The organism is Streptomyces inusitatus, assembly GCF_014651115.1.
GTDB lineage: Bacteria > Actinomycetota > Actinomycetes > Streptomycetales > Streptomycetaceae > Streptomyces > Streptomyces amakusaensis.
The window spans coordinates 284,939-297,148 of sequence record NZ_BMWG01000006.1 but is presented as its reverse complement, the minus strand read 5'-3'; the positions used below and the strand labels follow the sequence as shown (position 1 = coordinate 297,148).

The 12,210-nt window shown below is 66.2% G+C and carries 10 protein-coding genes; 5 read left to right on the top strand and 5 right to left on the bottom strand.

The window, feature by feature from the left end:
• Together IE247_RS13895 and IE247_RS13890 are read left to right on the top strand one after the other, a co-directional pair.
• A partial coding sequence (locus tag IE247_RS13895) for a M4 family metallopeptidase (protein ID WP_190123365.1) occupies positions 1-1,315 on the top strand: 1,315 nt, incomplete at its 5' end.
• A gap of 110 nt (positions 1,316-1,425) precedes the next feature.
• A complete protein-coding gene (locus IE247_RS13890; protein WP_190123364.1) occupies positions 1,426-1,974 on the top strand; it encodes a hypothetical protein in 549 nt (182 codons plus the stop codon).
• A gap of 15 nt (positions 1,975-1,989) precedes the next feature.
• On the opposite strand, the gene cynR is transcribed toward IE247_RS13890, so the two are convergent.
• Positions 1,990-2,895: a transcriptional regulator CynR gene (gene cynR / locus IE247_RS13885; protein WP_190123363.1), complete on the bottom strand. Its 906-nt coding sequence runs from the start codon at positions 2,893-2,895 to the stop codon at positions 1,990-1,992.
• Positions 2,896-3,019: 124 nt separating this feature from the next.
• Here cynR and IE247_RS13880 point away from each other — a divergent pair, with 124 nt between their 5' ends.
• The 3 genes from IE247_RS13880 (at position 3,020) to IE247_RS13870 (ending at position 4,695) form a co-directional block, all read left to right on the top strand.
• Complete coding sequence (locus IE247_RS13880; RefSeq protein WP_190123362.1) at positions 3,020-3,616, top strand: carbonic anhydrase; 597 nt, start codon at positions 3,020-3,022, stop codon at positions 3,614-3,616.
• A 29-nt stretch (positions 3,617-3,645) separates the two neighbouring features.
• Positions 3,646-4,119: a cyanase gene (cynS, locus tag IE247_RS13875; RefSeq protein ID WP_190123361.1), complete on the top strand. Its 474-nt coding sequence runs from the start codon at positions 3,646-3,648 to the stop codon at positions 4,117-4,119.
• Positions 4,120-4,224: 105 nt separating this feature from the next.
• Positions 4,225-4,695 carry a hypothetical protein gene (locus tag IE247_RS13870; protein ID WP_190123360.1) on the top strand — a complete coding sequence of 157 codons (471 nt, stop codon included), beginning with the start codon at positions 4,225-4,227 and terminating at the stop codon, positions 4,693-4,695.
• 4 nt (positions 4,696-4,699) lie between these two features.
• On the opposite strand, the gene IE247_RS13865 is transcribed toward IE247_RS13870, so the two are convergent.
• From IE247_RS13865 to lanKC, 4 genes are all read right to left on the bottom strand, one after another.
• Complete coding sequence (locus IE247_RS13865; RefSeq protein ID WP_190123359.1) at positions 4,700-6,457, bottom strand: ATP-binding cassette domain-containing protein; 1,758 nt, start codon at positions 6,455-6,457, stop codon at positions 4,700-4,702.
• Positions 6,454-8,235: an ABC transporter ATP-binding protein gene (locus IE247_RS13860; RefSeq protein ID WP_190123390.1), complete on the bottom strand. Its 1,782-nt coding sequence runs from the start codon at positions 8,233-8,235 to the stop codon at positions 6,454-6,456. The genes IE247_RS13865 and IE247_RS13860 overlap by 4 nt, the downstream gene beginning before the upstream one ends.
• Before the next feature lie 154 nt (positions 8,236-8,389).
• Entirely contained in the window at positions 8,390-8,506 is a 117-nt protein-coding gene (locus IE247_RS34985; protein ID WP_373305553.1) for a SapB/AmfS family lanthipeptide, read from the bottom strand.
• Positions 8,507-8,700: 194 nt separating this feature from the next.
• Entirely contained in the window at positions 8,701-11,376 is a 2,676-nt protein-coding gene (gene lanKC, locus IE247_RS13850; RefSeq protein WP_190123357.1) for a class III lanthionine synthetase LanKC, read from the bottom strand.
• Between the last annotated feature and the right edge of the window lie 834 nt (positions 11,377-12,210).

The window sequence follows — 12,210 nt, the reverse complement described above, 5'->3', positions numbered from 1 at the left end:
CGGCAGCACCCAGTCCGGCTCCTCGTACAACCTCACCGACGCCGGACGCGGCAACCACCGCACCAACAATCTGAACCGCGGCACCTCCGGCACCGGCACCCTCTTCTCCGGCACGGACGACGTCTGGGGCAACGGCCTGCCGGCCAACACCGAGACCGCGGGCGCGGACGCCGCCTACGGAGCCGGGGCCACCTGGGACTACTTCAAGAACGTCCTGGGACGCAACGGCATCCGGAACGACGGGATCGGCGCGTACTCCCGGGTCCACTACGGCAACAACTACTCCAACGCCTTCTGGACCGACAGCTGCTTCTGCATGACCTACGGCGACGGCGCGGGCAACGCCAAGCCGCTCACCTCGATCGACGTGGCCGCGCACGAGATGACGCACGGCATCACCTCGGCGACGGCGGGCCTGGTCTACAGCGGCGAGTCCGGCGGCCTCAACGAGGCGACCTCCGACATCTTCGCGGCGGCCGTGGAGTTCCACGCCAACAACACGCAGGACCTGGGCGACTACCTCGTCGGCGAGAAGATCGACATCCGGGGCAACGGCACCCCGCTGCGCTACATGGACAAGCCCAGCCGCGACGGCTCCTCCAAGGACGCCTGGTACTCAGGCATCGGCAGCATCGACGTGCACTACTCCTCGGGCCCGGCGAACCACTGGTTCTACCTCGCCTCCGAGGGCAGCGGCGCGAAGACCCTCAACGGCGTGAGCTACGACTCGCCCACCTCCGACGGGCTCCCGGTCACCGCCATCGGCCGTGAGAAGGCCGCGCTGATCTGGTACAAAGCGCTGACCACGAAGTTCACCTCGACCACCAACTACGCCGCCGCGCGCACCGGCACCATCGCGGTGGCGACGGAGCTGTACGGGGCGAACAGCGCCGAGGTCGCGGGCGTCACCAACGCCTGGGCCGGCGTCAATGTGGGCGCCCGTCCCGGCGGCGGCAACCCCGACCCGGGCACCAGCTTCGAGAACACCACGGACGTCTCCATCCCGGACAACGGCGCGGCCGTCACCTCCTCGGTGACCGTCACCGGCGTCGCGGGCAACGCCCCGTCGAACCTGCGCGCGGCCGTGGACATCGTCCACACCTGGCGCGGTGACCTGGTGGTGGATCTGGTCGCACCGGACGGCAGCGTCTACTCGCTGAAGCCGTTCAACTCCTCGGACTCGGCCGACAACGTCCAGGAGACGTATGTCGTCAACGCCTCCTCGGAGGTCGCGAACGGCGTCTGGCAACTGCGGGTCCAGGACCGGGCCTCGCAGGACACCGGCTATGTGAACAACTTCAAGCTCACCTTCTGACCCTCCTCTCTTCTCCTCCGGTTTCCCCGGCTCCGCCCGGGAGGAGCTTCGGCTCCTCCCGGGCGGAATTGCCATGCGGGCGGCGGGCCTTGTCGGGCAGACTCCCGGGGGTGAGCCACGATCCCGATCCCGTATCCCCGGCGAACCCGGCCGCCGAGCACTACGCGTACCGCGTCAGGAGGACCCCGGCGGAGCTGACCCTGATCTGGCGGGGCGGGGAGGGGGACGGCCCCGACGAGTTCGCCGTCGACGGCTCGGGACGGCTGCTCACCTTCCGTGAGACGGCCGCCGCGCGGAAGTACTGCGAGCGCGCCGGACTCGCCCTGGCCCACGAGGACGAGTCCGAGGACACCGCCGCCCTCGATCTGGACCCGGCCGCCGAGTGGGCCGCCCATGGCGGCCCCGTGGCGGAAGGTCTGCTGCTCGACGCCTGGAACCTCTTCACGGATCTCGCCCAGGCCCTGCCGGACGGCCCCCCGCTCCCTCCTCGGGACCCGGTCCAGGACAGCGCCTACGAGAAGTTCTTCGGCCTCGCGGCGCTCGACCCGGACGGCGGGGACGGCGCCTGGGACCAGCGGGAGACGGAGTCCGTACGCGAGGTCCTGAACGCGGGGCTGCGCCTCTGGGAGACGGCCCTGGCCGACGCGGTGATCCAGTAGCACCGGCCCCCGGCGTCAGGCGGGCAGATAGCCCCGCTCCCGGACCACGTCCTCGACGAGCCGGGTGAAGGCGCGCGCGGCGGCGCTGCGGTAACCGCTCTCCCGGCGCAGCAGCGCGACCGTGCGGGCCGGCAGCGCCGGTTCGAGGGGGATCGGGCTCAGCCGGGGGTGGTCGTGGGTGACGGCGTCCGGCAGCACCGTGGCGAGCGGGGTGCGGCGGACGATCTCGATGAGCGCCTGGATCGAGTTCGCCTCGACCATGATGCGCGGGGTGACCCGGTGCCGGGCGAAGTAGGCGTCCGTATGCCCCCGGGTGGCGAAGTCGCCGCTGAGCAGCGCCAGTTCCCGGTCGGCCACCTCCGCCACGGGCAGCGCCCGCTCCGCCGCCGCTTCGGGGCGGTGCGCGCCGACGACCAGGCTGAGGGTCTCGGTGAACAGGGCGGTGGCGGTGATGCCGGGCAGATGGGAGCCCGCGAAGGCGATCCCGATGTCCAGCTCGTCGGCGAGCAGCCCCGCTTCGACGCGGTCCTGGGTCATCTCCTCCACGTCCAGGGTGATGCCGGGGTGGCGGGTGTGCAGCTCGGCGATGAGCGGCCCGATGAGATAGGCGGTGAAGGTCGGGGTCACCGCGAGCCGCAGACTGCCCCGGGAGAGATCGGCGACATCGAGCACCGCCCGCTCGGCGGCGGCCAGATCCCGCAGGGCGCGCCGGGCGTACTGCACATACGTCTCCCCCGCGTCGGTCAGCCGTACGCTGCGGCCCGTGCGGTCCAGCAGTTGCACGCCCACCGCCCGCTCCAGCTGCTTGATCTGCTGGGACAGGGTGGGCTGGGAGATCCGCAGGTCCTCGGCCGCGCGGGTGAAGTTGCCGTGTTCGGCGACGGCGAGCAGATAGCGCAGATGACGCAGTTCCAGGGCCATGGAACCAACCATAGATCAGATCAATAGAAGTCATGGGTATTGCGTCTTGGACTCTATAGATACAGCTCATGCATGGTGGATTTCGTCAGCCCAGCGGGGCCGGCCCCATCGAGAGGAGTGACCCATGCATGACCTCGCCCACGGTCTCGCGCGTTTCCGGCGGGAGGTCTTTCCGGCCAAGGCCGAGCTCTTCGCCCGGCTGGCCGCCGTCCACCGGCCGACCACCCTCTTCATCGGCTGCTCCGACGCCCGGGTGGTGCCGGAGCTGATCACCCAGAGCGAGCCGGGCGAGCTGTTCGTCATCCGTACGCCCGGCAATCTGGTCCCCGCCCACTCCCCCGGCGTGGACGGCATCGCCGCCGGTGTGGAGTACGCGGTCGCCGTGCTCGGCGTCTCCGACATCATCGTCTGCGGGCACTCCGCCTGCGGCGCGATGACCGCCCTGGCCGAGAACCACGACCTCAGCGGCGCCCCCGCGACCGCCGACTGGCTGCGCCACGCGGACACCTCCCGCGCCCTCGCCGCCACCGCCACCGCCACCGCCGAAGACCCGGTGGCCGCCCTCGTACGGCAGAACGTGCTCGCCCAGCTGACCAACCTCACCACCCACCCCTCCGTGGCCCGCGCCCTGGCCAACGCCTCGCTCACCCTCCACGGCTGGGTCTTCGACATCCCCTCCGGCACCGTCGACCCCCTCGACCGCACCGGCCGCCCCGCCTGACCCTCCCCCACCGAGAACAAGGACCCCTCATGATCCACTCCCAGTTCGACCCCACCGCCCGCCAGACCCTCGCCATCACCGTCGTCGACGCCAAAACCCGCAAAGACCTGACCTGGCAGCAGATCGCCGACGCCACCGGCCTCTCCGTCGCCTTCGTCACCGCCGCCCTCCTCGGCCAACACCCCCTCCCCAAGCCCGCCGCCCTCGCCGTCACCGACCTCCTCGACCTCTCCCCCGACGCCGCCCTCCTCCTCCAGACCATCCCCACCCGCGGCCCCGCCACCGGCAACGCCCTCCCCACCGACCCCACCATCTACCGCTTCCACGAGATGCTCCTCGTCTACGGCACCACCCTCAAAGCCCTCATCCACGAGCAGTTCGGCGACGGCATCATCAGCGCCATCAACTTCAAGCTGGACGTGAAGAAGGTCTCCGACCCCGACGGCGGCGAGCGCGCCGTCATCACCCTCGACGGCAAGTACCTGCCGACCAGACCTTTCTGACCGAGCCCGCCGGGGGTGAGGGCCGGGGGCGCGCTCGCCGGCCCTCAATGTCTTCTCCACTCATGAGTTGGCGACATCAAGGTGACCCATCCGGCAGGTCCGGACGTGCCGACCGTGATCGTCGCCACGTTCGAGACGCGCGGCCTGCACACCGAGGTCGTGTCGATGCCGACTGGCAACCGTGCGACGCTCCGGGTGGGCGACGGGCTCGTACGGATGAGCCGCAACCGGTGGGCGCCGACACACTGGGGCCGTTCCCTTCATATGACCTATCTGGGCGACGCGTACAGACTCACCGCGATCAACCGCCGGGCCTACCGGCTGTCCCGGCAGCCCGATGCCGAAGACCCCGGTTCCGTCATCACGATGCGGCGGTCCGGCCTCGGAAGCGGCAAGAGGGTGACAGTGCAGGCGGCGGGCAGCCGGGTACTGCCCTCCGATGTCTCCCTCGCCGTCCTCTTCTGCGGAGTCGACCGAGCCGTGCTCACGCGACGGGGTGCCGTGCGGGCGGGCTTCTCAAGGATCTTCAACTTCTGGGCCGAGGCCCGGGCGGGTAGAGGAATACCAGTGACCTGATGGGTTAACCGGGTTCGGCAGTGTTACCCACGCGCCAGTGCCCTACGAGATCACGGTAGAGCGGCGAGGAGACCAGCAATTCCTCATGGCCTCCGAGCTCCGCGCGAGTGCCGTCGAGAACGAGGATTCGGCGGGCGCGCAGTGCGGAGCTGACCCGATGCGCAATAACCACCAGTGAACCTGGTCGGTGGGCGAACGCTTCCTCGGCGAGAGCCTCGGCGACCGGGTCCATATGACAAGTTGCTTCATCAAGGATCACGAGCCGGGCAGCCGACAGATGGGCGCGGGCCAGGGCGATCTGCTGCCGCTCACCGGCAGAGAGTTCGGATGGCCGCACAAGGGCCCTGTACCCACCAAGCCGCTCCATCAACGGGTGTAGTCCCAGCGCTTCGACAGTGGCTTCCATCTCGGCCCTGGAGGCCTCAGGACGGAGATAGCCGAGATTCTCCTCAACTGTTCCGGAGAAGATGTACGCCTCCTGGGGGATCAATACTCGGCGCTGGGCCACCAGGTGCGGGTCCAGTCTCTTCAGGAGAACCCCGCCGAGCCATATGTCTCCCCTCATGGGTTCGATGAGACCGGACACCAGGCCCGCCAGTGTGGACTTGCCGATGCCACTGGGACCGACGATGGCCAGATGGTCGTCCTGCGGGATCTCCAGATCAAGTCCGCGAATCACCGGCACGGCGTGTTCCCCATACCCGAAGGTGATGTTTCGCAAGACGACGCCGTATCCGTCTGGCAGCCGGGCCGACTTCGGTCCGGACAGGAGCGCGGGGCACGATGTATGGGATCCGGACGTCTCGTTGATCCGTTGCAGGGCGACCGAAAGTCTGATCCCGCTGCCGCCCAGACCCTGGATGAGCGTCTGCAGAGCAGGCAGCAAAGCCTGGGTGATGTAGACCAGCGCGCCCATAACAGTTCCAGGAGTGGCCCCGTTGCGGAGCAGCCAAGGTGCGGCAGCGATCACCATCAGGAGCGGCGTCCAGCCGCCGATCGCAACGGCGCAGAAACGAGCGGTGCCGATACTCGCCAACCTGGCTCCTGCCAAGGCCTGTTCATCCACCCGACGGCCCAATGCGTCGGCGGCCCTGCCCTCCGCGCCGAAGGCGACGATGTCTCGTAGCCCGCCCGCAGCGGTACTCGCGCCCTCGGCAAGTCGCTCATCAGCCATGATCAGCTCTCGCTGCCGGTCCTTCATCCTGCCGACGAACAGGAAGAAGAAAACCAGACCGACAGCGAGCGGGGGCAGCACGAGAACAAGGAGAAGCGAGTCAAGCCAGAGCATCCCCAGGAGAGCCCCACCGACGGTGAACACGAAGCCGCGTACAACCATGAGGAGGCCCGCGTAGGCTTCCCGCGCGATCTCGACCTGTTGGGTAAGCCGTGCGACCCCGGAGGCGTCGTCGCCGAGATGCTCTCCGGAGGCGGACCGGGCAAGGGCCCCCCGCACCACCCGTCGCAGCAGATCGTCCCGAAAGGGCTCGACGATCGCAGCCAGCCGTGGGTAGACCTCCCGGGTCCCCCACGCACCCACGAAGACAGTGATACCCAGCAGTAGCAGCCAGGCCAGGCCGGCCAGGGGACGGTCGACCGCGAATCCGGCGTCCACAGCGTGCGTGACCAGCAGCCCACCGAGGAAGGCCGGCAACGCCTCGACCAGGGACCAGAGTCCCAGGAGAACGAGGACACCGCGCTTCCCTCGCAGCGACTCCCGTACTTCGCGCAGCGCACTGCGGGAGGCTGGTTGGGCGTCGTTCATGACGTTTCCTCAGCAGCGATCCGGTCAACCGGACTGGCAGAACCCGCTGGGGGGACTCCTGGGGTGAAGTTGGCCCGGTAAGCAGGATTCCGCCACAGATCGCGATGGGGACCGATCGCTCTGATCCTTCCCTCATCCAGCCAGACTACGAGGTTGGCCAGAGCGGCCGTCGACGCGCGGTGGGCAACGATGATCCGGGTACGGTCGCTCAGCTGACCGGTAAGAATGGAGCTGATCTGCAGCTCGGTCGCGGTGTCGAGACTGGAAGTGGCGTCGTCGAGAATGAGTACCCGGCCGTTGTGCGCGAACGCACGGGCCAGGCCGAGCCGCTGAGCCTCACCGCCTGACAGCGGAGCCTTCTGGAGCCTGGTGCGATAGCCCTGCGGCAGACGCTCGATAAAAGCGTCCGCCTGCGCCGCGCGGGCCGCTTGTTCGATCAGGTCGGCGGACGGCTGGTGCAGGCCGAGGCCAATCACGTCCGCCAGAGTCTCTCCGACCAAGGCCGGACGCTCGAAGGCATAGCCGATCGCGTCTCGGATCTCCTTGCGGTTCAATGTGCTCAGTGGTACGCCGTCGAGTACTACGTCCCCGACGTCCGGGTCGAGGAGTCTGCCGGCGATCGCCGCGAGCAGCGACTTCCCTGTGCCGGACCTTCCCACCACGGCGAGCGACGAACCTGCGGGCACCACCAGATTCAGCCCGTCGAACACCTGCTCCTGAGCGACCACGAGGGATATATTCCGGAACTCCAGCTCGCCGGGCCCCGCCGGCAGTGAGGCGGTTCCATAGCGCATAGCCGGCTCGGTAAGCACCTCGTGGACTCGTCGACCGCCGCCCCGTGCCCGAGCGAGGCGGGCCAGCAGCATCGCGGGCATACCGAATCCGGTGCCAAGCGCGACGTACCGCCAAGCCGCGATCATCTCACCGTGAGAGATATGGCCGGCGGAGAGCGCGAATCCCGCCACGGAAAGTACAGCGACTTCGAGCAGGGGGACGATAAGGGCTCCCTGCGCGGAGATCCTGGTCTGGGCCCGCCATGTTCCGTGTCCCAGCTCGCTCAGCGCGGGCAGTTCCCGCAGAACCCGACCCTGTTCACGATCGAGAGTCGCTGCGGCCCTGATCGTACGAATACCACCCAGCGCATCCATCAGAGCGGCGGCGATACGGCCCTGGCTCCTCTGATAGCGGGTGATCAGGTCGGTTGTGTCTCGGGCGAAGGAACGGAGCAGTACAACGAGAATGGGCAGTCCGGTGACAAAGGCAACGGCGAGCCACGGATAAATGAGCCAGAGGGCGACGAGGCTGCCGATCGAGGGAACGAAGGAGAGCGTTGCCCAGACCACGACAGCGGCCGCGTTACCGGCTTCCGCAGCACTGCTCACCAGGCGGCTGACGAGATCTCCGCGGGAGAACCGCTGGGTCGCTCGGTCGCCCAGCGCCAGCATGTGCTGAATCATGGTATGCCGAAGCCATGCGGTACCAGCGGCCGAGCCGCGCCCCGCCGCCAGCCCTCCGAGGGTGTCGCAGAGCACCAGCAGGACGACGACGGCGACGCACCCGATCACCCAAACCAGGGACGACTGGGCGAAGACCAGCGAGTCCACGGTGCGGCCGAGCAGCGCGGGCAGGGCAATCTCCGCGACAGTTCCAAGAACCGCGGTGACGGCCAGGAGCAGGGTCCATACCCTCCCGTGTCGGGAAGCTTGTAATAGCAGGTGATCCGCACCCCGGACATCGGATACAGCGGTGGCCTGGTCAGCGGTCGATTGCGTGACCATGCTCACTTCCCTCCGGGTAAACGAGTACGGGACTGGCATCACAAGTGGATTCGTGCTGCTCTTGGACGGTGGCTCGGCTGGACGAACTGAGACTTCGTCCAGCCGAGCCACGTCTATGCGATGAAGCTCATTTCACCAGCGGCTGTCTGTGGTGTCAGTTACAGAAGATCCAGCTGGAGTTCGAGCAGTCGGTGCTGCGACCACTCGCGAACGGAACGGCCTCCTGGGCCTCTGCGGGGAGCTCCATCGACTGAAGGTCAAGCAGGAACATAGAAATTCACCTTTTCTTTGTGTGTGGGTTGATATGCAGTGCCCTTGCGGGCCCCCTTCATCTCTGAAGGGGAGTCTGGGGATGCGACTGGCTGGTGTCGCCAGGTCTGCCGGACCGTTGGGGCAGGATCACCAGGGACACAACCGCTGGTGGAATACACCGCGCCAAGGCCGTGGCGACCAACCGGGTAACCGTCAGGCAGCGCCGTCCGCCCCGGCAAGCCGGGCCGCGTATGGCCAGGCCGGCCCCAGGAAGGGCAACGATGCCGGGGAGTCGTGCAACGCGGCTCCCAGGGCCAGCAGAACGCCTGCGGAACCGGTGGCCAGGTCCATGGAGAGCCGAACCAACTGGTCTCCGGGGAAGGCGAGATGTCCTTGGTAGGAGAGGGCGTGCCAGGACAGAGCCTGGAGGTGGGCCCTCACCTCGGGGTCCTCGCCCGGGGAGCGGAACTGTGAGATGGAAGCCGCGTGGGCGATGATCCCAGCACGCCCGTTGAAGAGTCCGGACTGCACGTAATAGGACGAGGCGGAGGAACGTCGGACCCCCTCGGCCGCCGTGGTGAAGCGTTCATCGGTGCGATGGCGCAGATACGCCTGAAGAGCAAGTGCCACTCCCGCGCTACCGGTGGCGAGATACGGCATGGAACGCCAGCCTTCGTTGACGTGAAGGGCTCCACTCTCACGGGTGAGGCAGCGGCGCAGATCCTGTCGTAGGGCTGTCTCCGCGAGATCGAGAAAAGCCGTGTCAGTGGTGTCTTCGTAGAGTCGCACGAAAAAGAGCGCGGGCCCCGAAGACCCCTGCAAGAGCCCTGAGTGCGGATGATCGCCGCCGCTGATCGTGCCGACATCGCTCTCGCCGCCCAACCGGCCCGCAACCAGCTCGGCCGCTCGCAGAGCGGTGTCACGCAGAGTGGTGCTACCTGTCTGGCGGGCGAAGTGGAGCAGATTCAGGCCGATACCGGAGAGCCCGGAAAGGAGATCCGTTCCCAGCGACTGCCACTTCTCCTTCAGCAGCAGGTCCAGTAGCTCCAAGGCACTTGAGTGGTGACCCAGTTGGTCAAGGGTGTAGGCCACGCCGTGCAAGCCGTCGTAGAAACCGAGTCGAGCACGCTGATCCCTGCGCATGGCGTGATTCGCAAGCCACTCCTCATGTTCGGGAAAGCGGCCCGCACCAGTGACATCGAGCGCGTACAACACACCGGCCGCCCCATGAGCGAGGTTCAGCCCACCGCTTCTGAACTGAGCGATGTCGCCGGGAAAGAGCCGATCGTCGCGGTCCGGTGTGGCACTGGCCAGAATGGCGTCGGCCATCGAGCGTCGTACCAACTCCCAGGCCGCCGGGTCCACACCGAGAAGAGGCAGCCGGGCGAGGTGCTCTTCGTTCGCCGGGGCAGTGTGGCGCGGGCGCTGATCCGCCCTCGACTTCGCAGGTGAGGCATTCCCTGCTTCACCAGCAGATTCATTCCCCTCTATGTCCCGAACCGCCACATCCAGAAATTTCTGCGGCAGTTGCGGAAAGAGCCTGGAAATCTCACGAGCGAGATGACGAGCCTTGCCCGTACCGTGTCGCAGAAGAACAGTCATCGGCAGGAACATGAACAGGCGCAGACAACCGAGTGCATATCTGTCGATATCGAATCCGGTGCGATCACGGGGGGCCGCGAACGCGGGATTACCCAATGGCGGCCTGAGCCCTTCCTGCACCAGGGTGGCGACCTCGAAGTCAATCAGCGTAACATTATCATCGGCGCGGACCAGCACGTTGTACGGATGAAGGTCCCCAAAGATTACATCCCGCTCATGCAGGGCAGCCACTGCATTTTCCACTTGCCGGCATATCTTCAGCGCCCATTCGACGTAATCAGATATCTCCTGCGGATCCGGATCGGGCTCATTAAATGGATAACGCTCACCGAAGTACTTATTGAGCGGGCGCCCCTCGATGAACTCCTCAACAAGAAAGTGGTGTTCGCCGAGCTTGAAGGAGCCTCGAACCTCGGGAACGCTGGCAACGCCGGCGAGTTGCTCCAGTATTTTTCGTTCCCGAGCGAGCCTGGCCACCGCATCGGCACCGTCCGTCGACAAACCTGCATGCGGACGCGCTTCCTTCAATATCACCTGCTCGCCAGATCGAGTATCCGTCCCGGCATATATGCCACCGCCGTTCGAAAAATGCAGCACCCGCTCGACCCGATAGGGCAGATCAGCGAGGGGCGCGGTATTGCGGGCCTCCCAGTGAGGCTTCAAGAACTCCGGCAGCGTCACCCACGGCGGCAGGTAGAAGGCGGGATCCCTGCGATCGGGGACAAGGTTTCCAGCCGGATCCTCAATCGCCTGCTCTTGCGTCCCCTTCACCGACACCACGTGGCGCTCCACGAATCCGCCGTACCGCACATAGAGGGGGCCAGCGTTCCAACGCAGGTCACTGAGAATGTACGGACCCGGCTCACCGCCGATGCGCTGCTCCAGCGCTTGAAGGATCTCGTGGAACTGAGTCTCGTCAACCGGGTATATAGTGACGAGCTTTCCGCTGCTCCCGCGATCCGCGTACTTCATGTTCTGCGTGTGGTGAATCTGCTGACCCCGCAGGTACTTGAACGGAATCCGTAGCGGCGTACAGTAGTCCCATACTGCGCTGATTACCTTATCAGCGTTATCACGGCTGGCCGATACATGGATCTTCCAGCCCTGCAGGGGAAGCGTAACGCCGTCCGGGCGATAGACAAGCCAGATGTCCTGAGTGTGCCGCGTCCACCCATCAGGCATCGGGTAGCCGGAAGCCGTAAAATCCAGATCTTCCTCGTCCAGCTCGGTAGGAGAATCGTAAAAATCTGGATCCGCCATACAGTACGCATCGTAGCGCTGGTCCACCGCGCACTCCCCCTCAGGATTCTACTTTCTGTCGGCGACTCGACAGGACCGCCGTTGCGAATTTCCGCTGGACCTATCGTTCACATGCCACCCGCCAGTCCGGCAAGGCGATTCGCATCGCATGGCCGAAATCATCCCGCCTTCCACAGCGGCCACTCCTTGGGTGAAGCTCCCATCACCTCGACTTGTTCGAATTATCAACCGTGCAGGTGGACGGCGATATCACTCGCGTGAAACGAAGGCATGGCGACACGGGTCCACTAAGTCAGAAATCGGGCATAGTGTTGCAAAATTTCACCCTGAAATCCCTGGCACTGGCGCGATGAAACAGCCACTGCCACCAAAGCTTCGCGACCCTAACCACTCCCGCATCACTCGCACCATCCTTACCGGATAAGTTCCCGCGCTCACGCGACACGGGAAATGCTGACCCTCACGATCACAACCGGATGTTGATAGCTGACGTCACACGAACCACGAGTCAACAACGACTGCCCGGCGGACGGTGCGCTCCGATGCCGGGGGCCTGGATATGGACTGGCCAACTACGCGGGATTTCGAGCCATTACCGGGTTGGACAGACGGAGCTCGCGGGCTCCGCTCCGACCGTATGAACACTGCGCGACCAGTGGCCTTTGCTCCGCAGACGGCCGATGGACGCATGCTGATCACCGCACACAACGGTGATCGCGGGAGTCGCGTTGTGAGAATCTCAGCGTGACCATCAGGCTGCCGACAGCTCCGCAACGGGCCCTGGCAGCCGAAGCTTTGAGCCTGGTCCACAGTGCCGCGTCACATCCCTGGAGGAGGACGGCCGCCTGCGGCCGACAGGCG